General features: G+C 65.4%; 22 protein-coding genes. 4 read left to right on the top strand and 18 right to left on the bottom strand.

Translation table 11 applies throughout. The features are described from left to right. Positions 1-2: 2 nt before the first annotated feature. The 8 genes from JO236_RS06665 to JO236_RS06630 all read right to left on the bottom strand — a co-directional run bounded on the left by JO236_RS06665 (position 3) and on the right by JO236_RS06630 (position 8,575). On the bottom strand, positions 3-1,964 hold the full coding sequence (locus JO236_RS06665; protein WP_293326420.1) for an EAL domain-containing protein: 1,962 nt from the start codon (positions 1,962-1,964) through the stop codon (positions 3-5). Between the two features lie 5 nt (positions 1,965-1,969). Continuing rightward, a complete protein-coding gene (locus tag JO236_RS06660; RefSeq protein ID WP_293326418.1) occupies positions 1,970-4,075 on the bottom strand; it encodes an Rv1355c family protein in 2,106 nt (701 codons plus the stop codon). Further along, positions 4,075-4,827: a hypothetical protein gene (locus JO236_RS06655; RefSeq protein ID WP_323802148.1), complete on the bottom strand. Its 753-nt coding sequence runs from the start codon at positions 4,825-4,827 to the stop codon at positions 4,075-4,077. The genes JO236_RS06660 and JO236_RS06655 overlap by 1 nt, the downstream gene beginning before the upstream one ends. 670 nt (positions 4,828-5,497) lie before the next feature. Next, positions 5,498-5,908, bottom strand: coding sequence for a hypothetical protein (locus JO236_RS06650; protein WP_293326414.1), 411 nt, complete (start codon positions 5,906-5,908; stop codon positions 5,498-5,500). Continuing rightward, positions 5,905-6,834 carry a metallophosphoesterase family protein gene (locus tag JO236_RS06645; protein WP_293326412.1) on the bottom strand — a complete coding sequence of 310 codons (930 nt, stop codon included), beginning with the start codon at positions 6,832-6,834 and terminating at the stop codon, positions 5,905-5,907. The genes JO236_RS06650 and JO236_RS06645 overlap by 4 nt, the downstream gene beginning before the upstream one ends. Further along, entirely contained in the window at positions 6,831-7,148 is a 318-nt protein-coding gene (locus JO236_RS06640) for a cupredoxin domain-containing protein (RefSeq protein WP_416362172.1), read from the bottom strand. Before JO236_RS06640 ends, JO236_RS06645 begins: the two co-directional genes overlap by 4 nt. Before the next feature lie 171 nt (positions 7,149-7,319). After that, on the bottom strand, positions 7,320-8,027 hold the full coding sequence (locus tag JO236_RS06635) for a Rieske (2Fe-2S) protein (RefSeq protein WP_293326408.1): 708 nt from the start codon (positions 8,025-8,027) through the stop codon (positions 7,320-7,322). Further along, entirely contained in the window at positions 8,024-8,575 is a 552-nt protein-coding gene (locus tag JO236_RS06630) for an RNA polymerase sigma factor (protein WP_293326406.1), read from the bottom strand. Before JO236_RS06630 ends, JO236_RS06635 begins: the two co-directional genes overlap by 4 nt. 168 nt (positions 8,576-8,743) lie before the next feature. Between JO236_RS06630 and JO236_RS06625 the strand changes: the two genes are divergently transcribed. Genes JO236_RS06625 through mmsB form a run of 3 tightly spaced genes read left to right on the top strand, consistent with a single transcriptional unit; the run spans position 8,744 to position 12,325 of the window. Beyond that, positions 8,744-10,264: a CoA-acylating methylmalonate-semialdehyde dehydrogenase gene (locus tag JO236_RS06625; RefSeq protein ID WP_293326404.1), complete on the top strand. Its 1,521-nt coding sequence runs from the start codon at positions 8,744-8,746 to the stop codon at positions 10,262-10,264. A 5-nt stretch (positions 10,265-10,269) separates the two neighbouring features. Beyond that, positions 10,270-11,439 (top strand): acyl-CoA dehydrogenase family protein, encoded by a 1,170-nt coding sequence (locus tag JO236_RS06620; protein ID WP_293326402.1) that lies wholly within the window; start codon positions 10,270-10,272, stop codon positions 11,437-11,439. Between the two features lie 10 nt (positions 11,440-11,449). After that, positions 11,450-12,325 carry a 3-hydroxyisobutyrate dehydrogenase gene (gene mmsB, locus JO236_RS06615; protein WP_293326400.1) on the top strand — a complete coding sequence of 292 codons (876 nt, stop codon included), beginning with the start codon at positions 11,450-11,452 and terminating at the stop codon, positions 12,323-12,325. Between the two features lie 36 nt (positions 12,326-12,361). Here the strand turns inward: mmsB and JO236_RS06610 are convergent, their stop codons facing one another. The 10 genes from JO236_RS06610 to secY form a co-directional block, all read right to left on the bottom strand. Continuing rightward, positions 12,362-12,862, bottom strand: a complete 501-nt coding sequence (locus JO236_RS06610; protein ID WP_293326398.1) for a MarR family transcriptional regulator — start codon at positions 12,860-12,862, stop codon at positions 12,362-12,364. Positions 12,863-12,920: 58 nt separating this feature from the next. Continuing rightward, complete coding sequence (locus JO236_RS06605; protein ID WP_293326478.1) at positions 12,921-13,973, bottom strand: pyridoxal phosphate-dependent aminotransferase; 1,053 nt, start codon at positions 13,971-13,973, stop codon at positions 12,921-12,923. Continuing rightward, positions 13,973-14,992, bottom strand: a complete 1,020-nt coding sequence (locus JO236_RS06600; RefSeq protein WP_293326396.1) for a 3-oxoacyl-ACP synthase III family protein — start codon at positions 14,990-14,992, stop codon at positions 13,973-13,975. The genes JO236_RS06605 and JO236_RS06600 overlap by 1 nt, the downstream gene beginning before the upstream one ends. Next, on the bottom strand, positions 14,989-15,657 hold the full coding sequence (locus tag JO236_RS06595) for an SRPBCC family protein (RefSeq protein ID WP_293326394.1): 669 nt from the start codon (positions 15,655-15,657) through the stop codon (positions 14,989-14,991). Before JO236_RS06595 ends, JO236_RS06600 begins: the two co-directional genes overlap by 4 nt. Beyond that, positions 15,638-17,440 (bottom strand): thiamine pyrophosphate-binding protein, encoded by a 1,803-nt coding sequence (locus JO236_RS06590; protein WP_293326393.1) that lies wholly within the window; start codon positions 17,438-17,440, stop codon positions 15,638-15,640. The genes JO236_RS06595 and JO236_RS06590 overlap by 20 nt, the downstream gene beginning before the upstream one ends. A gap of 147 nt (positions 17,441-17,587) precedes the next feature. Continuing rightward, positions 17,588-18,325: an anti-sigma factor family protein gene (locus JO236_RS06585; RefSeq protein WP_293326392.1), complete on the bottom strand. Its 738-nt coding sequence runs from the start codon at positions 18,323-18,325 to the stop codon at positions 17,588-17,590. Between the two features lie 76 nt (positions 18,326-18,401). Further along, positions 18,402-18,947, bottom strand: a complete 546-nt coding sequence (locus JO236_RS06580; RefSeq protein WP_293326391.1) for a sigma-70 family RNA polymerase sigma factor — start codon at positions 18,945-18,947, stop codon at positions 18,402-18,404. Between the two features lie 45 nt (positions 18,948-18,992). After that, positions 18,993-19,796: a type I methionyl aminopeptidase gene (map, locus tag JO236_RS06575; RefSeq protein ID WP_293326390.1), complete on the bottom strand. Its 804-nt coding sequence runs from the start codon at positions 19,794-19,796 to the stop codon at positions 18,993-18,995. A gap of 5 nt (positions 19,797-19,801) precedes the next feature. Next, positions 19,802-20,347, bottom strand: coding sequence for an adenylate kinase (locus JO236_RS06570; RefSeq protein WP_293326389.1), 546 nt, complete (start codon positions 20,345-20,347; stop codon positions 19,802-19,804). Beyond that, positions 20,344-21,675 carry a preprotein translocase subunit SecY gene (gene secY, locus JO236_RS06565; protein ID WP_293326388.1) on the bottom strand — a complete coding sequence of 444 codons (1,332 nt, stop codon included), beginning with the start codon at positions 21,673-21,675 and terminating at the stop codon, positions 20,344-20,346. Before secY ends, JO236_RS06570 begins: the two co-directional genes overlap by 4 nt. Before the next feature lie 342 nt (positions 21,676-22,017). Here secY and JO236_RS06560 point away from each other — a divergent pair, with 342 nt between their 5' ends. Then, positions 22,018-22,944 (top strand): class I SAM-dependent methyltransferase, encoded by a 927-nt coding sequence (locus JO236_RS06560; RefSeq protein ID WP_293326385.1) that lies wholly within the window; start codon positions 22,018-22,020, stop codon positions 22,942-22,944. Positions 22,945-22,952: the final 8 nt, after the last annotated feature.

Here is a 22,952-nt window from a genome sequence, read left to right as displayed (position 1 = left end):
GATCACTTGGCTCGATAGACGGTTTCGGACACCGCGGGCCGGTCAGCATGGACCCACGGGGGGCGGGGTTTAACTGCGGCTGTCGACTGCTCGGTTGTGCTTGGGTCCGGCGCCGTGGGCGTGATGCTAATGGGGACGGAACCCTCGGCCAGGAGTCGCTGCGTCGCTTCTGCCGCAATCGGACGGCAGAACAGGAAACCCTGGGCCCGGCTGCACCCTTCATCGAGAAGAGCCCTTGCCGCCCCCTCCGTCTCGACGCCTTCGCCGACCACGCCGAGCTCGAGTGCCTCGGCGAGACCGATGACAGCTCGCACGATCGAGAGATCATCCGCACTAGTATCCAGGTCGCGGACGAATCCGCGATCGATCTTCACGGTACTTACCGGCAATGTCCTCAGCAGCCCCATACCGCTGAATCCGGTGCCGAAGTCGTCGATGGCGATATCGACACCGAGGTCCGCAAGCCCGTGCAGAGTAGCCCGGGTGCTTACCAGGTCGCGGATAAGCATGCTTTCGGTGATTTCCACACCGATCGCCGGGCCCTCGAGACCGAACTGTTCGACCATACTGCTCACGCTGTTCACCAGGTCGTGAGCAACGAGGTGAGCGGGAGAAACATTGATGCGAAGCATGGTGCTGAGTCCGACTCCCTGGGCCCGCCACTTTGCCAGGTCGGCGCACGCCGTGCGCAGCACCCATTCACCGAGTTCGCCCGCGACGTTGATGGATTCGGCGACCGGTACAAATGCGTCCGGAAGTAGGAGTCCCCGGGTCGGGTGCTGCCATCGCACCAGCGCCTCGACGGCCAGCACCTTGCCCGTGCGCATGTCAACCTCGGGGAGGTAAACGAGGCTCAACGCGTCCGCTTCGATGCTAGCTGGCAAGTGCAGTTCGACGTCGACACGGAGTTCGCGTCGGCTCAACATGTCACTGCAGAATACGCCGATGCTTTCTCCGCCGGCTCCTTTCGCGGAGAGCAGCGCCTCATCCGCGCGGCGAAGCAGATCCAGGCTCGTATCTTCTCCGGGCAAACCCGTCGTCACGCCAATGCTCACCGTCCGATTGAGAACCTCACCACCAATGGTCACGTGGTCCGCGAGCCGCGTGCCGAGGTCCTCGGCGAGTTCCCTGGCGTCTTCGAGATCCATCGCAAGCGCGGGGACAACGGCGAATTGGGAACCGCCGACCCGGGCTGCCATCCCTAGGCCTTGGACGGCGTGCATTGTCCCAGCCGCAAAATCACGGATGAACTGATCGCCCGCAGCGTGGCCGAGATAGTCGTTGATCGCTTTGAGCCGGTTGAGATTCAGCAACAAGACGGCTACCGGGCCGGGCTGCCCGGCGACGAGGCGACTGTCCAAATGCGCCAATAACGTTCGGCGATTGGGCAAGGAAGTCAAGTCGTCGTGACCGGCTTGATAAGACAGCCGGTCCTCCACGTTCAGACGAGCCTGAACTTGCGCGAACATCGTTGCGACGACCGTGAGCGCGTTAAGTTCGGCCTGGTTCCATTCCCGATCACCTAGTTTCACAAAACCGAGCACCCCGGTGGTGATGTCGCCAGACAACAACGGGACCGACGCCATGGAGACCGCCGGGATGCCGCTCGCATCGGAGATGGTGCGCTGGTACTCCTCGTTAGCAGATTCGGGACGCAGGACAACGGGCTCTTTGGCGTTTTCACAAAGCGCGAAGATCGGATCGGCGTCGGCGAAGTAAATAGTTTGCAGCGGGTCGGGATCGGGCTTCGAGGGCCGTGGCGGCCATTCGGCGACTAAGACGGTAGCGCGGATGCCGTGCACATTATGGCGAAGGAAGCTGAAATCCACGCCAAGGAAGCCCACCAAATCGGCCAGGATTCCGGTGCTGACATCCTCTGCGGTGTCGGTGGTGACGCCCATGAGCTTGGTAGCCACCGCGGTGACAATCGCGTTCAAACCGGTTTGGGGAGCCGTCTTGGGCATGCGCGCTACTTTCTTGCCGCGCCCATCGTGGCGCTGAGGGAGCGACGTCGGCTCGGCACCGAGGGGGGCGGACCGGTCACCAAACGCAGTATCATCACCTCGCATTGGCTCGACGGAAGTCCTAATATACCGCGAAACCGGTGCTGTAGCTCGCACAGCAGTTCGGCGTGGCGGGACGACAAGCCCTGCATTTCGTTGTGGTTTTGCGCGTAGAGGAACACCGGCGACACCGGTTGCACGCCGAAACCGCACTGTTGAGCGGTAACCCATACCGCTTCCATCGCCGCTCCCCCGCGCGCGTAATCGGCAAGTTCAGAACCGTCGATCACAACCACGACAAGCGCAGCACTGACGGTGACTCGCGCGCGCGTGATGTCGCCGAGCGCCGCGCCCGCGTCCCAGCGAGCGAGTTCTGCCATCACATCAGCTCTCCGCACGAGCTCGAGTGCGGCCAACTCGCCCGCGTCGAGCTCCAGGCTGCGCACGTCGATGCCGGTCTCCGGCAACGCGTCAGCGGGCCAACGCAGCTCGGATATCAGGTCTTCGTGGAGCCGCGGAGTCAGATAGCGGACGCGGTCGGCACCGGCCAGCACGTCTGAGATGGCCGCGACCTCGGAAGGTTCAATGATTAGTCGGATGCTCGCGCCCTCATTTGCTGCCGCCGTCGCCAACATGTCGGCGACGTCCGGTTCGATCACGCTCGCAACGCCGACATGACGATTACTTTGCCTGGCGAGCATCGGGTGATAGAGCTTTGCCAGTCCGAGATCGTTGCCATGACCCCACGTCATCGTCGCGCGCAGGGGCGTGCGCGGGTCGTCCTCGTCGAAGCTGACCGGCCCCAACACCGCATGAGCCGCGGCCGCGACGCGCGCGTTGAACATACCGGCGCCGAGCGCGACAGCGCTTCCGCGGAATCCAACGTCCATTGTCGAGGAGTCCTGGGCCATAAGCAGCATGTGCATCGAGGTGTCATCGATGACGATCCGCCATGGTTGGGAGTTGCCGCCCGACGGTGCACGGATCGCGGCCTCGGCAACGGTTTCGGCAATTCTGTTGTTTCCGGCCTCGGGACCGGCCGCGGCGCCGGTACCTCCCACCGCCGATCCCGGGTGTTCGTCGGGCGCAGCGGGGGGACTGATGCGGTCTAGGACGTCTCCGAGATCGATCTGGGTGCGCCCGGAGCTGAGCGGTTCGCCCAACCCGATCCGCCGTGCTGCTTCGGCGACGGCGGCCGCCCCGACCCAGATGTCCCCGGCCACCTGCGGCCATCCCTCCAGCGTCTTTCCGACCTCAATGAGCGACGCCGCACCACGTGACGAGAGCCGGCGAGCATCGAGAAGACGCAGGAGATAAGGGAGCTTGTCCTTGGTCGACAACCCGCGCAGGCTGGTCATGTCGATATCGCCGAGCAGTCCGTGCATGATCGGCCGCTGCGGTTCCAGATCGTACCGTTCGACATCCAGCCGGCCTCGGTCACTGGTCGCCATGATCACCGGAATGCGGCGGCCCCGGGCAGCCTCGCGCAAAAAGACCTTGACGTCCAGCGAATCGGCTTGGTCTACCACGACATCCAGGCCGTCGAGAAACTGGTCCACGAGTTCAGACGTAACTCCCGAAGTGCACACCTCCACCTTCAGATAAGGATCGAATTCCGCAATTCGCCGTGCCGCAACCGTGGCCTTGTTGGTGCCCAAATCGAAAACTGTCGCGGGCACCCGATTTAGATTGGGCAGTTCGAGGGCGTCGAAGTCAGCCAGTCGCAACAAACCGCAAAGCCCCTGTGCCGCAATAATATATGCGATCGCGTGCCCAGAACTCAGACCGACGATGCCTATCCGCTGACCTTGCAGCCGCTGCTGTTCGGAAGAAGTGATGATGTTTCTGTTGCGGTCAAGACGGGCAGCATTGAACCTGTCGGGTCCGCCGATGCTGACGATCGCCCTGCGCCAGGGGTAATACGCCCACCGCCTACCTTCATCCAGCACCTGATCGATGACGTCGATTTCAGGTGTTGCCCTCAGCCGGTCCAACACATCGCGGTCCGCCGCGACATCCTCGGCGAGAATTATTGCGTTGTAAGCCTCGTATGGGTCGGGGCTGTCGAGCATCAACCCGCCCCGGTCGACGCCAACATGAGTTGGGTCGCCGCCGCGATACGACTTGAGAGTTCAGCGTCCTCGGCACACATCAACTTGAATTGTTGGGGTTCGGCATTGGTTGCCAGGGTACGGCGGTCCCACCACATGAGTTTGGTCCGGTAATTCTCATTGGGATAAGCGGCTGCGGGTACCGCCGCGGCCACCACGCCCCCAGACGATCGCCACTGCTCCAGCACGTGCGCCGCCGAGGTGGCCATGACAAACTGCACACCCAACAGCGTCATCGCTGGCAACGCGGTCCGAGCCAGCGCCCTGGTGAGTCCGCCCCTGCTGGACCCGGATGAATCGACCCAGGCGCTCTTGAACTCCCCGACGCCGAACGGCAACCGGTTCGCAATCATCCGACGTACCGCCTCGCGTCCCTTGTTTCCGTCCCACTCCACCAGGGCATGTGAGTGCTCAGGGGATTCCAAGGGGCCGACGACCCGGGTACCGCCGACCAACGCACCGTCAGAGTCGTGCGCGGCGAAGAACAAGGCGGTGTCCCCGCCATCCCGGATCGCGTCGAAGTCGAGCACCGATTCGACTCCGTGCCGCCGGTAGCTGCGCAGCGCACCGTCCAGGTACTGAGCCCACAGCCGGGGTTCCGCCTCCGGCGTACACACACAGATCCGGCATCCGGTCGCCTGATCCCGCCACCCCGTTCGGCGGTCCAGCCAAATGTTGTCATCGGATCTGCCTCGCATCTGAACCGCTCTCATAATGCAATCCCCTCTAATCACTGCCGATCGGTAATAGCTGTTTTCCAGCTGACGCGGATATTCGGCCATCGATGCGCTATTGAGTTAGTGACGTAGTTATGCCCAAAAACTCGGCATTTCACGACACTGTCATCGTTGTAAGCTACGTCCGCGCTGATAGGTAATCCATAGTAAATTTAGCCGCTACGCGTCAGTAACGCCTAACATCTGTCCGCGCGATGTGGCGAAACCCATGGGCTGATCCTTGCTGGTGAACACCTCACCGAACGTCGACTCTCCGGCAGGGATGCCAGTGGGTGGGACGATCCTAGGAGCACGCCCCGGGTCGCGGAAGCAGGCTCCCCGCCGGGCAGTCGGTCAACGCGGAGGCGCCCGGTTGCTCCTGTTACGCCTGAGATAGGTGTTGCGAGCGGGTGCCGGTCCCTGGGGCCGGCGTCAAATAACTCGCCGCCGACGAAGATTCCGAGGCTGTAAATAAGGAAGCGCCCTAGTTCGAACCGCCGCGAAGAAAATATTGATTACCTCTGGAACGGAAGTTTTCGAAAAAGTCCGCGACCGTGTTCGCCTCCGATCAGGGCCCCGGAGACCTACCCGATAATCAACCGGAGAGGGCACTGGGGTGGAGAGCATCCGGATCCGTGCGACGTCTGAGCGTGTCTAGCTCGGGGGCCTACACGTGGCTCGCGCGCCGCGACTCGGCAGCCGGCCCGGCCACCCGACGGAGCCGCGATCTTGGCGCCACCGCGGCGGCCCACAACAGCACGGTCAGCGCCTCGGCGGCCACACTGATCACCGCATAGGGCGATGGATCCCAGCCGTGCTCCGAGAAACCGGCGAACCCCGTGGTCCTCGACAAGACAAACGCAACCAATGAACCGCCCGCCAGCCCGGCCGCGGCCCAGAGCAACCAGCCGGGACCGCCCACCAGGATCAGCGCCGCCAGAGCGAACGAAACGCTCGCCTGGACCAGGAACCCGGTTCCGATGGACGGAATGTGTTGGTAGCCATGAATATACAAGTAGGCATGAATGGCCGCACTGACGGCAAGCGATGCGGCAAAGCCAATCCGGGTCAGAATCATTGCAGCGTCCGCTCTTTCAGTGCCAGTGCGCTCTGCCCCGTGGTGTAAGCCACCTCGCGGATGCCCAGCACATCGCCAAGCTTGCCGGCCGGTAACGTCACCGGCTTGGGAGCCGGCCCGTCGCCCGGATGCGGCAGCGGATAGGCGGTCGTCGTCCCGCTGTAGAAGGTCACGTTGCCCTCTGTCTTGGAAAACAGTTGGTGGACATGCCCATTGAGGCAGGTTACCGAGGAGAACCGGCGTAAATAGCTCAGCACCTGGGTGGCGTCGTCGGTGCCCCAGCCCCAGTCCGGGTACATCGCGAACAACGGGATATGGCTGAACACGATGATCGGCGTATCGCTGGATAACCGCGCGACGTCCTTCTCAACGAAGTCCAGCTGTTCATTGCCCAGATGCCCGAGCTTCTTCAGGTTCAACGTGTTGACCAGCGCGACCACGTGCACACCCGCGATGTCGAAGCTGTACCAGCCGTCGCCTCGGGTGCCCGCCCCGAACGCGCTGAGGTACTTCTGGCCCGCATCGTCGACCGAGTCGTGTTCGCCGGGCACGGTGAACACGTGCGGTGTGCGCAGGGTGCTGATCATCTGCTTCGCCTTGTCGAATTGCTCGGGGGTGGCCAGATGGGTGAGGTCGCCGGTGTGAATGACGAAATCCGGCGTGTAGCCGAGATTATTGATGCGATCGATCGCATGGCCGAAGGTGCCGGCGACGTCGGGGTTGGCCGTACCAGTGAACCCGATGTGACTGTCGCTGACTTGGGCGAAGCGCAATGTCGGCCGCGCCCCCGCATGCTCGGCCGCGCTGGCGTCGGCGATGTGTGAGATCACCTCGCCACCAACCACGGCGAACCCGACCGCGGCTCCAAACCAGGCCGTGTGCCGGATCAGTTGTCGGCGGCTCATCGTGTTCGGATCGCGCGTCATGGGGTCACCACCACGGTGCCGTGCATCATCGGGTGAATGGAGCAGATGTAGTCGAATGTGCCTGCGGCGGAGAAGGTGTGCGAGTAGGTGGCACCCGTCCCCAGGCCCGGCGAGTGGAAGGACCCGTCGTTGGCGACCACCGTGTGCGGTTCTTCGTCGTGGTTCGTCCACGTGACGGTGCTGCCGACGTGGACGGTCAAGCTCGCCGGCGCAAACGCGAAGTTGTCGATGCCGACCTCCTGTCCTCCCGCCGGCGCGGTCGCGGCACCCGCAGACGCGCTCGGCATGGGGGACATTCCGGTCATTCCGGGCATACCGGAGGCATCCGTTCCAAAAGTCACCGAGGGATGCGCATCCGGCCGCGAAGCCGAACAGCCGGTTAGCAACAACAGCGCACTTGCCGCTGCCGCGGTTAAGACGCGATACATGGTGGCACCTCCAATATCCGATGGGTCGCCAAGGGATATGGGGTTGGGTTACAGCGTTCAGGTCGGCTGCTCGGGCATCGGGGCGAATACCTCGATCACGCCGTCCGCCTCACGAACCATGAACTTGGGCAACGGCTTCGGCGCGTTCGGTAGTTGATGGGTGAGCACCTCACCGGTGGGCGAGAACGACGTCGAGTGGCACGGGCAGCGAAGCCGCGCTTCGGGGGCGTCGAACCACAGCCGGCATCCCTGATGGGTGCACACCGCGGACACCGCTTGGGGTTTGCCATCGACCCGACCGACGAACCCACTGACCGAGCCAAGATCAAACGCCCGCATTACGCCGTCGGTGACTTCCGAACTCGCCGCCACCCGCATCCAGCGTCCGTCGTTGGGCTTGATCTCCCCCGAGGCATTCGGTGTTTCGACGCTCGTGTCGCCGATCACGAGTCGATCGACGGAAACCGCGGCGACGGCCGCGGCCGCTGCCGCGGAGGTGCCGACGACCACCTGTCTGCGCGTCGTGTTGAGCCTGCGTGCTTTCCCCTGCGTTGGCGGCTGCGGCTGGACATCCATCTGCTCGGCCAGACGCCGGTGCAGGTCGGACAGGAACTCCGGCCGTGGCGCATCGCTTCCCATGCGGGAGGCGCGCAGGTCGATGGCGGTGCGGATCTGGGCCGCCTCGAAGTCATCGGGCTGGAACGGCTTGGGGCGACGGCCCCGTAGCAAGTCCTTGACGTAGCGACGCATCCCTCGCGCGTTCATCGCTCGCCCCTCTCGTTCACCTGCGCCGCCAGTCGCAGGGCGCGGTGCTGAAGCACCTTGGCGTTGCCGACGCTGACACCAAGTTCTGCCGCCGATTCCTTGATCGAACTGCCCTGCAGGAAGCGCAGTTCCAGGATCCGACGATAGTTGTCGGGAAGTTGGTCGAGAACGCGGGCGACGCGCGCGGGCGCCGTGCTGATCGCGTCGTCGCTCTCGGGCGGTTGCTCGATGTCGTCAATCGAGGTGATCTCTCGCCCCAGGGTCTGGCGCCAGTGCGCGGCGAGCACCGTTCGGGCGGTGGCCCGCAGGTAGGCGCGCACTTCACCGACGCTGGCCGACAGGCGCAGCGGCCGCAGCGCGGCAAGAAAAACCTCGGCGGTGAGGTCCTCGGCGTCGGCCCGGTTACCGACCCGCGCATACAGGGTGCGGTACACCCAGGTGGCGTTGTCCTGATAGACCGCCTGCCAGTCCGGATAGCCCTGGAAATGGCCCTGCTCGGGGACCGCGCGTAGCGGCCGCCGGGCCCCGGGCTCGTGTTGTGCCGTCACACACCTCCTGCATCGGCGAGGATCTGCTGGACACGCGTTTTTCCCTGGTAACACGTGATTTTCCCTGGTAAATAGTGGACCGGGTTACAGCCGCTTGCCAATGCCGATCGGCATTTACTAGGATATCCAAGTATCCTGTTTTTCTCCCGCGCGTACTCAGGGGCACCTATGACCACGCAGATTCCACATTTCATCGACGGGCAGCGCACCGCGGGCCAGTCGACCCGTACCGCTGACGTCTTCGACCCCAACACCGGCCACGTGCAGGCGACAGTGCCCCTGGCGGGCAAGGCGGACATCGACGCCGCGGTGGCATCGGCCGCCGAGGCGCAAAAGGGCTGGGCCGCATGGAATCCGCAGCGCCGCGCCCGAGTGCTGATGCGTTTCATCGAGCTGGTCAACGAGAACACCGACGAGCTGGCCGAGCTGCTGTCCCGCGAGCACGGCAAGACGCTGGCCGACGCGCAGGGCGACATCCAGCGTGGCATCGAGGTGATCGAGTTCTGCTTGGGTATCCCGCACCTGCTCAAGGGCGACTACACCGAGGGCGCCGGACCCGGCATCGATGTCTACTCGCTGCGTCAGCCGCTGGGTGTGGTCGCGGGTATCACCCCGTTCAACTTCCCGGCGATGATTCCCCTGTGGAAAGCCGGGCCGGCGCTGGCCTGCGGAAATGCATTCGTGCTGAAGCCAAGTGAGCGCGACCCGTCGGTCCCGGTGCGGCTGGCCGAGCTGTTCCTGCAGGCCGGATTGCCCCCCGGGGTATTCCAGGTCGTGCACGGCGACAAGGAGGCCGTCGATGCGATCCTGAACCACCCCGACATCCAAGCCGTCGGCTTCGTCGGCAGCTCCGACATCGCGCAGTACATCTATGCCGGAGCCGCGGCCACGGGCAAGCGGTCGCAGTGCTTCGGCGGCGCCAAGAACCACATGATCGTGATGCCCGACGCGGACCTCGACCAAGCCGTCGACGCGCTGATCGGCGCCGGGTACGGCAGCGCGGGAGAGCGCTGCATGGCAATCAGCGTCGCGGTCCCGGTCGGTGAGCAGACCGCGGAACGGTTGCGCGCCAGACTGATTGAGCGGATCAACAACCTGCGCGTCGGCCACAGTTTGGACCCCAAGGCTGATTACGGTCCGCTGGTCACCGAGGCAGCGTTGACGCGGGTGCGCGACTACATCGACCAGGGTGTGTCCGCGGGTGCCGAAATCGTGGTCGACGGCCGCGAGCGCGCCAGCGACGACCTGACTTTCGCTGACTCAAACCTGGAGGGCGGCTTCTTCATCGGCCCCACCCTGTTCGACCATGTCACCTCGGACATGTCGATTTACACCGACGAGATCTTCGGGCCAGTGCTGTGTATCGTGCGCGCGCACGATTACGACGAGGCGTTGCGGCTTCCTTCCGAGCATGAGTACGGCAATGGCGTGGCGGTCTTTACCCGCGACGGCGATACGGCCCGCGACTTCGTCTCGCGGGTGCAGGTGGGCATGGTCGGCGTCAACGTGCCGATCCCGGTGCCGGTGGCCTACCACACCTTCGGCGGGTGGAAGCGCTCCGGCTTCGGTGACCTCAACCAGCACGGCCCCGCTTCGATCCAGTTCTATACCAAGGTCAAGACCGTCACGTCACGCTGGCCCTCCGGGATCAAGGATGGCGCCGAATTCGTCATCCCGACAATGAATTAACGCCGATGTTTACCCTCAACGACGACGAACGGGTTATCACCGAGACGGCCGCCGCGTTCGCCGCCAAGCGTGTAGCCCCGTTTGCCCTGGAATGGGATGAGGCCAAGCATTTTCCGACCGACGTGTTGCGCGAGGCCGCCGAACTCGGGATGGCGGCGATCTACTGTCGCGACGATGTCGGCGGCAGCGGGCTGCGCCGGCTCGACGGGGTGCGCATTTTCGAGCAGTTGGCCATCGCCGACCCGGTCACCGCCGCATTTCTGTCCATTCACAACATGTGCGCGTGGATGATCGACACCTTCGGCACCGACGAGCAACGCAAGGAGTGGGTCCCGCGCTTGGCGCCGATGGATGTCATTGCCAGCTACTGTTTGACCGAACCCGGGGCCGGATCCGACGCCGGGGCGCTGAGCACCCGCGCGGTCAAGCAGGGCTCGGACTATGTGCTCGATGGCGTCAAGCAGTTCATTTCCGGTGCGGGCGCTTCGGATGTCTACGTGGTGATGGCTCGGACTGGAGGCCCGGAAACACCTGGACCGCATGGAATTTCGGCATTCATCATCGAAAAAGGCACGCCCGGTGTGAGTTTCGGCGCGCTCGAACAGAAGATGGGGTGGCACGCGCAACCCACCGCGCAGGTGATCCTGGAGGGGGTGCGGGTGCCGGCCGACGCGATGCTGGGCGGCGCCGACGGCGAAGGCGCGGGCTTCTCCATCGCGATGAAAGGCCTCAACGGCGGACGGCTCAACATCGCGGCGTGCTCGCTGGGCGGCGCTCAGGCCGCCTTCGACAAGGCGGGGGCTTACGTTCGTGAGCGACGGGCGTTCGGGGCCGCACTGCTCGACGAACCCACGATCCGGTTCACCTTGGCCGACATGGCCACCGGGCTCGAGACGTCGCGATTGTTGTTGTGGCGGGCCGCCCGGGCGCTGGACGACGACGATCCCGACAAGGTCGAGCTGTGTGCGATGGCCAAGCGCTATGTCACCGATACCTGCTTCGACGTCGCCGACAAGGCCCTGCAGCTGCACGGCGGGTACGGCTACCTGCGCGAGTACGGCCTGGAGAAGATCGTTCGTGACCTGCGGGTCCATCGAATCCTGGAAGGGACCAACGAAATCATGCGGGTTGTCATCGGCCGGGCCGAGGCTGCGCGCCTGCGCGCCAGCACATAGGAAGGTAACGATGACAAGCATCGCGTTCCTGGGACTGGGCAACATGGGCGGCCCGATGTCGGCTAATCTCGTTGCCGCAGAACATATTGTGCGTGGCTTCGACCCCGCTCCCGCCGCCGCGACCGCCGCGGCCGCAGGTGGCGCCACGGTGTTCGACACCGCGGCCGAGGCGGTTGCCGAAGCCGACGTCGTCATCACCATGCTGCCCAACGGGGACGTGGTCAAGCGCTGCTACGCCGAGGTACTGCCCGCCGCGCGATCCGGCGCGCTGTTCATCGACAGCTCCACGATCTCGGTTAACGACGCCCGCGAGGTGCACGCGCTGACCGAGTCTCACGGCTTGGCGCAACTCGACGCGCCCGTTTCCGGCGGGGTGAAGGGTGCGGTGGCCGGGACGCTGGCGTTTATGGTGGGCGGAGACACAGCCGCGCTGGAGCGGGCCCGCCCCGTGCTGGAACCCATGGCGGGCAAGATCATTCACTGCGGCTCGGCCGGCGCGGGCCAGGCCGCCAAGGTGTGCAACAACATGGTCCTCGCGGTGCAGCAGATCGCCGTCGGCGAGGCGTTCGTGCTGGCCGAGAAGCTGGGGTTGTCGGCGCAGTCGCTGTTCGACGTCATCACCGGCGCGACCGGCAACTGCTGGGCCGTGCACACCAATTGCCCGGTGCCGGGTCCGGTGCCCACCTCGCCGGCCAACAACGACTTCAAGCCGGGCTTTGCGACCGCGCTGATGAACAAAGACCTGGGCCTGGCGATGGACGCCGTCACGTCGACCGGATCGGCCGCCCCCCTGGGCAGTCACGCGGCCGAGATCTACGCCAAGTTCGCCGCCGAGCACGGCGCCTTGGACTTCAGCGCTGTGATCCAGAGGCTTCGCGGCAGCTGAACAGGCCGGGCGAGGTGGTACACCTCGTCCGCGTGGCTAGAAGTCACCCGCGTTGCGCCGCAACGTTTCTATGGACGACACCAACGCTCGCGATTCGCTGACATCCATCCCGATGTCGGCGAACACCTGCTCGTTGAGCGTGACAGTCGCGTCCTCGACGGTGGAGCGGCCGAGGTCGGTGATCTGCACCAGCGTCGTGCGCCCGTCGGTGGGATGCGGCACCCGCCTGACCAGGCCGTCGGCCTCTAGGCGACGGATTGCATGCGTGACGCTGGTGACGTGCACCTGCAGCCGGTCGGAGGCCTTGGTGATCGGCAACGCTCCGGTGCGGCTGAACGCCAACAGCCTCAGCAGCTCGTAGCGGGAGAAGCTCAGGTCGTAGGGCCGCAGCGCCGTCTCGACACGCCCGAGCAGGATCTGATGCGCGCGCATCACCGACGTCACCGCGACCATGCCCTGCGACACGTCGCCCCATCCGGCGCGCTCCCAGTTGTCCCGCGCCGCCGCGATCGGGTCACGCTTCGCAGAGTCGGCCACGCCTTTTCATACCGCACTTTGCCTCGCGAGCAGACGCAAAATCACCCTTTTTGGGCCTCTAGAGGGTGATTTTGTGACTGCTCGGCGTGCTAACCGCGGACAGCACCGCCAGGCTGGATGCGCGGCTGCCCACGGTGATCCGCGCGCCGCCGTCGTCGTAATACCTGACCTGTAGTCCGCTGTCGGCGAAGGCGTCACGCCATGGCCGCCCCTGCGCGGGCAGGTACATGAAGTTCGCGTGGGCATCGGTGGTGTAGATCCCCAGCGAGCTCAGCCGCATCCGGAGGTAACGACGTTCGGCGGTGATCAACCGAATCCTCTGCAGCAGTTGGTCTTCGGCGTCGTAGGACGCCGCGACCGCAAGCAACGCGGTGATCGCGATCCCGAACGGCAACTGCTGGGTCCACAACGTTCGGGACAGCTCGGCCGACGCGAGCCCGTAGCCGATCCGAAGGCCGGCCAGGCCGTACGCCTTGGAGAAGGTCCGCACCACCAGCACGTTGGGAAACCGCGATATCAACGTGGCCGCGTCGAGGCGGTCTTCGACCGCCGCGAATTCGATGTACGCCTCGTCGAGCAGCACGATCGTGTCCCGCGGCACCCGGCGCAGGAACCTGAGCACCTCGGCGACCGTCTCCATCGTGCCGGTCGGGTTGTGCGGCCGGCACACCACCACCACCCGGGCGCCTGCGGCGGCTTCGGCCAGGGCGTCGAGGTCGTTATGCCCGTGCCCGTCGAGCGGCACGGTCACCGGGGTCAGCCCCGCCATCTCCGCGACGATCGGATACCCGTCGAACGTTGGCGTCGCGATCACCATCGCATCACCCGGACTCGTCAGCGCCCGCAGCGCGTGCAGCACCACACCCGTCGCGCCTGCGCCCAGCACCACCCGGTCACCGCACACCCCGACCCGGCGGGCGATCAGGGCGCGCAGCCGCTCGGGCAGAAATTCCGGATAACGGTTGGCCGCATCGATCGAACGAATCAGGGCCGAGCGCACCGCGGGCAACGGTGGAAACGGGTTCTCGTTGAGCGACAACGCATATGGGTCGATCGCATTCGGGAACGTATCGCCGATCTCGGCGGTGACGGGGTTCTGCGCGGGTTGCATCACGCCCGCCCGCCCCAGCGCACCGCCGCGGCGCCGGCGAAGTCTCCGGCGTGCGCGAAGGCCGCCATCATGACCACATCGCCCGCCTTGACCTGACCATCGGAGATCGCATGGTCCAGGTTGATCGGAATCCCGGCGCCGAACAGGTTGCCGCACTCGTCAAAGGTGTCCCGATGGCGTTGCTCGGGGACCTCGAGCGCTTCGCGCCAGTTGCGCAGGAACACCCGGTTGGGCTGGTTGGTGACCAGCAGGTCGATGTCCTTGGAGCTCATGCCGATTCGGTCGCACACCGCCAGCGCGACCTCGGGGACCTGCCGGTTCCCACGGGCCAGCACTTTGGTGATCTTGCTTTCGGTGAAGCCGATGCACAACTCACCGGTTCCGGGCTGCCACCACTTGCGGGGCGGATCGGGCGAAAGCGTCATTTCACCGTGGTATTCGCCGTAGGTGCGGCATTCGATATCGAGGATGGGTGCTTGGTCGGACACCGTGACCAGGCCAACCGCGGCGCCGTCGCCGGGCACGGACGCCTGGGCCTTGCGGCGAACGCCGGTCTGGTCGAAGACCTGGCCCGCGGCGTTTTGTGCGACGGCGACCAGCGCTGTGCGCCCCGAGCCGGAGGCCAGCAGTTGGCGAGCCACGTTGAGCCCCAACACAAATGCGGCGCACCCCCCGTTGTGCAGGTCGAGCACCCAGGACGGGCGCATGCCCAGCCGGTGCGCAATACCGCCGCCCGCGCCGTAGAACGGCAGGTCGGGTGCTTGGGTGTGGGTGATCAACACGTCGGCGCCCGCGATGACGTCCTCGCCGTGCCGTTCGATGATGCCTTGCGCCGCGCGCTCGACCATGTCGACGGCGGTCTCGTCGGGCGCGACGTGATGGCGGAACTTGGGCGCCCGAAACATCAGGTTGTCACGCAGGTCGTCGGATTCGGCGAATTGCGCATAATATTCGGCGCCGATCGGCTCGCCGGGTAGGTAGGTGGAAACGTCGGTCAGGCTGACGGTGGGTTGAGTCACGATGGCCTCGTCTCTTCCCGGCTCATCCAGTCGGGGGTGACCGGCAGGCCGTTGCGGTGGCGGTACTCGGCGATCGCCTTGAGGTTCTTCAGTTCCAGCAGGTGACCGGCACCGAACATGTCCCAGAAGTCACCAACCCACACCGGGCGTTCCGCCGGCGCGGTCTCCGGATAGGGGTTGTGGTCGTAGAACGGGTGATGGCAATTGGTCCACAGCACAACCGAACCGGGCTTGTCGAGCACCACCTGCGCGTCGACGACGCGCATCAGATACACCATCCACAGGTGCTTGCCCTGATCCCATGCGCAGTGATAGTCGACCGTCCGAGCCTCCCGGTTGGCGACGGTGCGCGTGTAGATCTCGGTCTCCGACCCGAGCCGGTCGTACGCGAGCCACAGGCCCGCTTCCTGGGTGGGCGTGAAACCGCGCAGGCTGTACGTCCATTCCTCGAGGCTGCGGGTGTCGGCCAGGTAGTCGAACAGATCGTCGGGCGGGCAGTCGACGTAATCGTTGACGGTGCAGTATTCACCGAACACCTGGTCGTGTGGGTAGACCGACCGCATCATCTCCATGATGACGGGGGTGGCCTTCTCCCGCGGGCTCGTCTCGATGCGGGTCACCCCATCGATGTGGGTGGGTATGTCCTCAAGCGCTGACAGTTGCATCGGTTCGGCTCTCCTTCGTGTTTGAGATCTCAGCGGTGGCACTAGCGCGCACGCTCACGAGAGTGCCCTGACGTGGGACGTTTTGGGGGTCTTGGTGTCCGCTCGCCGGTTTGGCCGATGAGGCGAGAAACGGTGCGAACGGCGGGATTTCGTCGGCAGCACATTCAACGCTCACGACCGCGGGGCCGTCGATTCCCAGCGCCACGCGCAACGCCGACGCCAGGCCGTCGAGGTCGGCGACGTCGATCGAGGTCAACCCCGGGAACATCGCCGCCAGACCCGCGCCCAACCGGCTGGGACGGAATCGGTTGTAGGTGTACAGGTCGTCGTAGAACAGCTGCTCGCGGGTCACGCACATGGCGTGGGCATTGTTGTTGAACAACACGAACGTCACCGGAAGCCGGTAGTGCACCGCGGTGTGCACCTCCATACCGTGCATGAAAAACGCACCGTCCCCGGCGATCACGACGGTGCGCCCGGCCGGGCGGCCACTGTTGGCCCGCCCGAGCGCCATCCCGATGCCGGCACCGAAGCTGTAGCCCATGCCGCCCATCCCCAGCGCAACCGCGAATCGGCCGTCGCGTCGCGCCGGCAGGTGGTGGATAGCGGCGGCGCCGGTGTTGCCGGCGTCGACCACGATGTCCGCCCCGTCCGGCAGCGCGCCATCCAGCACCGCCATGGCGTCGCGGTACCGCACACCCGCGCCGGAGTAAGGCGGCGGTGTCAGCTCTGTGCGCCGCACGACGTCGGGCACCCGCACGCCGGTGGGCCGTCCGTGTCCTCTCAGCGCCGCGGTCAGCATCCGCAGTGAACCACGGAGGTCGTCGGTGTGTACGTGGGTGCACCGCAGGTGCGGCGGCACCGACCCGATCGACACCGTACGCACGGCCGAAAGCGCCTCGTCGAGGCCGGTGCGCGCGGTGACCGACAGTCGGGTGCCCACCACCAGGCAGACGGCGCTGTCGGACACCGCGTCGGCCACGCCCGGGTGGCCCATCACGCCCGTCACACCCAGCGCCGACGATGACCCGAAACCCGGTGTCCCGGCGACATCCTTGGCGTCGGGAACGGTAGCCACCCGCGCGCGCAACACCGCGCGCAGGTCTTCGAGTTCGGCGCGGGCATTGTCGCGGGCGACCTGCTCACCGGCGATGATCGTGACCGGACCGTCTGCGCGGCAAAGGATCTGAGCAATCAGAGCCGGGTTGCCGATGGGCCGCAACTGCTGCGCGGGTGAATCGGCTCCTTCGGGCTCGACATGCCTCTGCTGAACGTCCTTGGGCAGCAACAAGACTGCCGGCCCGCCGCTGCGTGCCACGGCGATGGCCCGCGGCAGTGCCGCGACGATGTCGACCGGCGCCAGCACCCGTTGGCACGACAATGACACCGCGGAGAACACCGCTTCGGCGTTGAGCGCCCCGTTTCGGCCGCTGGTGTCCTGAAAACTGCCCTGGCCGTCCATGTTCGTGGGGGCTTGCCCGACCAGAGCCAGGACCGGAACCCGGCTCGTCAGCGACTCCGCCAGACCCGGAACCAGATTCAGCGCGCCGCCACCCGATGTCGCCGCCACGACGCCCAGCCCGGCCCCGCTGCGGCTGTACCCGTCGGCCATGGTGGCGGCGGAGAACTCGTGCTTGGCCAGGACGGCAGTGATCTGCGACTGGAAGTGGGCGGCGTCGTACAGATCCTCGATGTTGGCGCCGTCCACTCCGAAGATGTGGTCGACTCCGATTCCCCCGAGGTGTTCGACGATGTAGTCGACCACCCGATGCTTTGTGGGCATGCCTATAACACGACACGCGGCGAAGTAAGGTTCACCGCGACCGGCCAGCAATACCGCAGTAGGCACCGACCGCCAGGGGCCTCGCGAGCAGACGCAAAAGCACCGAAAACCGGCTGGTTTTCGGTGCTTTTGCGTCTGCTCGGCGAACTACAGCGAGCGCTCCAGCAGAACCTGTCCGGTGTCGGCGGAAACAACCTGCACAGACGCGATTTGGTTGACCGGCGTCGAAATGCTGCCAGCGGGCGTCGCGGTGTGGCCCGGTTCGGCGGTCCAGGTGGCTAGCCGGGTCTGGCTGCCGTCGCGACCCACCACCACCATCGCCAGCGTGTCATGGTGGGCGGTCAGCGGAGCCAGGCAGACGCACCGCAGGTTGATGAACGTTCCCCAGTGTTCGGAGTTGACGGCCACCGTGGAGGTCAGCATCTGCGTGCCGACCTGAATCATCGGCTGGGCCGACACGGTGCTCTGCTGCGGAGTGGTCGCGGAATAGCCTTGAACACCGACGAACACACCGACTCCCAGCACCACCGCCGCGGCGGCCGAGGCCACCCAGGTCGTCAGGCGGGTACGGCGGCGACGCCAGCGCACCGTTGCCAACAGCGACGGCAGCAGCGCCGGCGACATTTCCGGGGCTCCGCTCGCAGGGCTGGCTGCGTCGATCGCGGCCACTTGTTCGCGGTCAAGTTGGGAAAGCAGGGCCGGCACGCCGCTGAGTTCGGCGACGGCCTCGCGGCAGGTCGGGCAAACGACCATGTGGGATTCGAATTCGCGGCGGTCCGCAGCTGACAACGAGCCCAACACATAGGCGGCATCCCACATGGCATAGCGGTCGTTGTCATCGGATTTATCACTCGGCGGCCCGAGTCCCCGTACCGACGTCATCATTTCCAATCTCCTGTCACCCTCAAGTATTCGAAGCAGACGGCCAAACGGATGGGCTGTGTGCCAGGCCCGCGCGCCGTCATCGTGTAACCCCGAGTTCCTGCAGGGTGAGTCGCAATGCCCGCACGGCATAGTGTAATCGCGACTTCACCGTTCCTTCGGCGATCTCGAGGTCCGCCGCTATCTGCGCGGTCGTCCAACCGCGGTAGTAGGACCGCTCGATCACGGCCCGGTGTTCCGCGGACAGTTGGGCCATTGCGTCGGCGATCAGCAGCCGGTCCAACGCCGCGTTTACCTCGTCCGGCGTCGACTGCTCAGGGGCGCCTTCTTCGTCCAGCGAAGCGACGACATTTCGGTACCGCGCGCTGCGTCGGTCATCGATGATCATGTTGCGGGCGACGGTGAACAACCACGCGCGTGCCGATCGTTCCGTGTCGCCGATGACCTCCGGGTGCTGCCACGCCCGCAGCAGTGTCTCTTGAACCACGTCCTCGGCCTGGCTCGCGTCGCCCGTCAGGCGCAACGCGTACCGCCACAGCACGGCGGCGTGTTCGTCGTAGAGCGCCTTCATCAGAGCGGCTTCCGCAGCCTCGGACGCACCCCGAGCGCCCGCCACTCGAGCCACTTGATCACCTCCCGCCTACTGACACGGGTTGAGCAGGCGTTTAGTTCACCGGGCCAGCGTCAATATGCGGGGGTCGTTTTCGGTGACCGCGACGGTGTGCTCCCAGTGCGCCGCGCGAGACCCGTCAACGGTGGTCACGGTCCATTCGTCGTCGAGAACCACCGTTTTGCCACTGCCCAGGGTCAACATCGGCTCGATGGCCAACACGGAACCCGGCGCCAGTAGGGGACCGCGGCCCGGAGCGCCTTCGTTCGGCAGGAACGGATCCATGTGCATCTGGCGGCCGATGCCATGACCGCCGTATCCGTGCACAATCCCGAACCCGCGCGCGTGGCGGACCTCGGCCGAACGCGTCCCGGTCTCGATGGCGTGCGCGACGTCCGTCAGCCGATTGCCGGGGATCATCGCCGCGATTCCGGCCTCCAGCGATTCCCTGGTCGCCTGCGACAACGCGTCGTCGTCGGGGCTGAGCGCACCGATGCCGAACGTGATCGCGGCGTCACCATGCCAGCCCTGCAGCACCGCGCCGCAGTCGATGGAGACGAGGTCACCGGGCGCCAGGAGCTCGGCGGCCGACGGGATGCCGTGCACCACCCGGTCGTTGACCGACGCGCAGATCGATGCCGGGTAGCCGTGATATCCCAGGAACGACGGGATGGCGCCGGCTTCGCGGATCACCGATTCGGCGATCTCGTCGAGGCTGAGGGTGGAAACGCCGGTCGCAGCGGCCGCATGAACCGCGTGCAACGCGGCGGCCACCACCGCGCCGGCTGCCGCCATCGCGTCGAGTTCATCGGCAGTCCGCTGTGGCACGACTCTGCGGCTGCGGAGTCGTGCCAGGGCGCGCATGGAAGCTATCTTCCCAGGGCTTGCAGGGCCCGTGCGAACACTTCGTCAACGGACCCGACGGCGTCGACGGTCTTCAACTGCTCGCGGTAGTACTCGAGGAGCGGCGCGGTCTCGTTGCGGTAGACCCTCATCCTGTTGAGGATGACCTCATCGGTGTCGTCGGCGCGGCCACGTCCCTTGAGCCGCTGCAGCAGTTCGTCCTCCGAAACGCGGAATTCCACCACGGCGTCGATGTCGGTTCCCCGCCGTTGCAGCATTTCGTGCAGCGCCTGGGCCTGCTCCACCGCCCGGGGATACCCGTCCAGGATGAAGCCGTCAGCGACGTCCGTGCTGTTCAGCCGGTCGTCGACGAGCTGGTTGGTCAGCTCGGAGGGCACCAGGTCGCCGGCGTCGAGGTAGCGCTTGGCTTCCAGGCCCAGCTTGGTGCTGTCGGCGATGTTGCGTCGGAAGAGTTCGCCGGTGGAGATCTGCGGGATCTCAAGCTTTTGGGCCAGCTTCTCGGCCTGGGTGCCCTTGCCCGCCCCGGGCGGTCCCAGCAAAACGACTCTCACTTGAGGAACCCTTCATAGTTGCGCTGCATGAGCTGACTCTCGATCTGTTTGACCGTATCCAAACCGACGCCGATCATGATCAGAACCGCGGTGCCCCCGAACGGTAGATTCTGGACCGCTCCGCCATTGCCTATCTGCAGGAACAGGTTCGGCAACACCGCGATCGTGCCGAGGTAGATCGAGCCCGGCAACGTAATCCGATTCAGCACATAACGCAGGTAGTCGGCGGTGGGCCGGCCCGGCCGAATGCCCGGAATGAAGCCGCCGAACTTCTTCATTTCGTCGGCGCGCTCGTCCGGGTTGAAGGTGATCGACACGTAGAAGTACGTGAAGAAGACGATGAGCGAGAAATAGATGGTGATGTAGACGGGGTCGCTGGGATCGGACAGATAGGTGCCGACGAACTTGTCCCACCAGCTGTTGCCCTGAGTCGCGCTGCCGCTGCGGATCAGCTGGGTGATCATGTGCGGGATGTAGATCAACGACGAGGCGAAGATCACCGGGATGACGCCGGCCTGGTTGACCTTGAGGGGCAGATACGTCGAGGTTCCCCCGTACATGCGCCGGCCCACCATGCGCTTGGCGTATTGCACGGGAATCCGGCGCTGGCCCTGCTCGACGAACACGACGCCGATGATGATGATCAGGGCGGCCACACAGACGGCGGCAAAGATGGCCCCACCGCGGCTCTCCAGAATCTGTTGCCCTTCGGCCGGGATGCGCGCGGTGATGCCGACGAAGATCAGCAGCGACATGCCATTGCCGACGCCGCGCTCGGTGACCAACTCACCCATCCACATCACCAGCGCCGCACCGGCCGTCATCACCAGCACGATGACGACCTGGCTGAAGATGCTCTGGTTGGCGATGATGTCGTCGGCCAGCGAGCAACCCTGCAGTAGCCCGCCGTTGGCCGCCAGGGCCACGATGCTGGTGGCCTGCAAAATGGCCAGCGCGATCGCCAGGTAGCGGGTGTACTGCGTCATCTTGGCCTGGCCCGCCTGGCCTTCTTTGCGCAGCTCCTCGAAGCGCGGAATGACGACAGTGAGCAGCTGCACGATGATGCTGGCGGTGATATAGGGCATCACCCCCACCGCAAAGATGGTGAGTTTCAGTAGCGCGCCCCCGGAGAACAGCTGGATCAGCGAGTAGAACTGGCCGGCTTCGCCATTGGTGGCCTCTTTGATGCACTGCTGCACGTTCTTGAAATTGACGCCGGGTGACGGCAACGCGGCGCCCACGCGGTACAGGATGACAATGCCCAGCGTGAAGAGGATCTTCCGTCTCAGGTCGACTGTCCGCAGCGATGAGATGAAAGCCGAAAGCACTCTTCCTCCTGCGCAGCCGAACTCTGGTCGCGGCATGCCAACCGGGTCTGGGCTGGCCTGCTCGGGTAAGCCTGGGTCATCCTGCGTCCGCACCCAAACACCCGCAGGCCAGGACGTACGGCGTCACGCGTCAAACCGTTACGAGACTAACAGCTGATCCGGGCAGGTCCTGTCCGGGCTACCGTGCAACCGCAAGGGTGAGGCGTAAAGTTTCGGATAGCTCTTTACATTTGCTAAGTATCAAACTCGGCTCGGGGACGCTCCGGGCGGCTCGGAGCGAAGTTGCTCCGGGCGCCCCGAACGAAGCTCGACCAGAAGTCACTCGAATTGAATAGGGGCACAATGGCACGCACCGATCTAGACACCTGGGATCTGGCCTCCAGCGTCGGGGCCACAGCCACTATGGTCGCGGCCGCCCGCGCGCTGGCCAGCGCCGAGGCCGACCCGATCATCGATGATCCGTTCGCGGCGCCGTTGGTGCGCGCGGTCGGCCTCAGCTTTTTCATCCGACTGGTCGACGGCGAACTCGACTTCCAGTCCGACCCGGAGGGGTCCGGCGCCGGGCAGGACCTGCAGTTGGAGACCGACTCCATGGCGGTGCGCACCCGGTTCTTCGACGACTTCTTTCTCAACGCCGCCCGCGACGGCGTTCGCCAGGCGGTGATTCTGGCAGCCGGCCTCGATGCGCGCAGCTACCGGCTGTCTTGGCCGCGCGGCACGGTGGTCTACGAAGTCGACCAGCCCAAGGTCGTCGAGTTCAAAAGCGCCACCATGTCGGCCTTGGGCGCCACCCCGACGGCGCATCGGAAAACGGTCAGCATCGACCTGCGGGAAGACTGGCCGGCCGCATTGCGCCGCAACGGGTTTGACCCTAAGCAACCCTCGGCCTGGAGCGCGGAAGGGTTGCTGATGTATCTGCCTCCGGAAGCTCAGGACCGGCTGTTCGACAACATCACCGCGCTCAGTGCGCCGGGAAGCAGGCTGGCCACCGAATGCCATCCCCCGTCGGGCGACTCGGGCCCGACGATGGCCCAACGCGCCGACGAGTTCAACCAGCGCTGGGCCAACATGGGCTGCGACATCGACCTGTCGGGGCTGTTTTACGACGGCCAGCGCAGCGACGTCGTCGACTACCTCACCAACCGGGGCTGGCGGGTGTCCAGCCGACCCCGCCGGGACTACTTCGCCGACTATGGGCGCGCCTTCCCCGACGACGACCCGGCAACCCCGCTGCGCAACATCGTCACCGTCAGCGCAGTACTGGCATAGGAGACCAA

This window comes from Mycobacterium sp. (assembly GCF_019247635.1).
In the GTDB taxonomy this organism is placed as follows: domain Bacteria; phylum Actinomycetota; class Actinomycetes; order Mycobacteriales; family Mycobacteriaceae; genus Mycobacterium.
The sequence above is the reverse complement of the archived record's forward strand: the minus strand, read 5'-3'. Positions and strand labels throughout refer to the sequence as shown.

Bases quoted from the DNA above. Each gene is read 5' to 3' on its own strand.
- JO236_RS06665 (WP_293326420.1), bottom strand. From the start codon at position 1,964: ATGCCCAAGACGGCTCCCCAAACCGGTTTGAACGCGATTGTCACCGCG.
- JO236_RS06660 (WP_293326418.1), bottom strand. From the start codon at position 4,075: ATGCTCGACAGCCCCGACCCATACGAGGCTTACAACGCAATAATTCTC.
- JO236_RS06655 (WP_323802148.1), bottom strand. From the start codon at position 4,827: ATGAGAGCGGTTCAGATGCGAGGCAGATCCGATGACAACATTTGGCTG.
- JO236_RS06650 (WP_293326414.1), bottom strand. From the start codon at position 5,908: ATGATTCTGACCCGGATTGGCTTTGCCGCATCGCTTGCCGTCAGTGCG.
- JO236_RS06645 (WP_293326412.1), bottom strand. From the start codon at position 6,834: ATGACGCGCGATCCGAACACGATGAGCCGCCGACAACTGATCCGGCAC.
- JO236_RS06640 (WP_416362172.1), bottom strand. From the start codon at position 7,148: ATGCCCGGAATGACCGGAATGTCCCCCATGCCGAGCGCGTCTGCGGGT.
- JO236_RS06635 (WP_293326408.1), bottom strand. From the start codon at position 8,027: ATGAACGCGCGAGGGATGCGTCGCTACGTCAAGGACTTGCTACGGGGC.
- JO236_RS06625 (WP_293326404.1), top strand. From the start codon at position 8,744: ATGACCACGCAGATTCCACATTTCATCGACGGGCAGCGCACCGCGGGC.
- JO236_RS06620 (WP_293326402.1), top strand. From the start codon at position 10,270: ATGTTTACCCTCAACGACGACGAACGGGTTATCACCGAGACGGCCGCC.
- mmsB (WP_293326400.1), top strand. From the start codon at position 11,450: ATGACAAGCATCGCGTTCCTGGGACTGGGCAACATGGGCGGCCCGATG.
- JO236_RS06605 (WP_293326478.1), bottom strand. From the start codon at position 13,973: ATGCAACCCGCGCAGAACCCCGTCACCGCCGAGATCGGCGATACGTTC.
- JO236_RS06595 (WP_293326394.1), bottom strand. From the start codon at position 15,657: ATGCAACTGTCAGCGCTTGAGGACATACCCACCCACATCGATGGGGTG.
- JO236_RS06590 (WP_293326393.1), bottom strand. From the start codon at position 17,440: ATGCCCACAAAGCATCGGGTGGTCGACTACATCGTCGAACACCTCGGG.
- JO236_RS06585 (WP_293326392.1), bottom strand. From the start codon at position 18,325: ATGATGACGTCGGTACGGGGACTCGGGCCGCCGAGTGATAAATCCGAT.
- map (WP_293326390.1), bottom strand. From the start codon at position 19,796: ATGCGCGCCCTGGCACGACTCCGCAGCCGCAGAGTCGTGCCACAGCGG.
- JO236_RS06560 (WP_293326385.1), top strand. From the start codon at position 22,018: ATGGCACGCACCGATCTAGACACCTGGGATCTGGCCTCCAGCGTCGGG.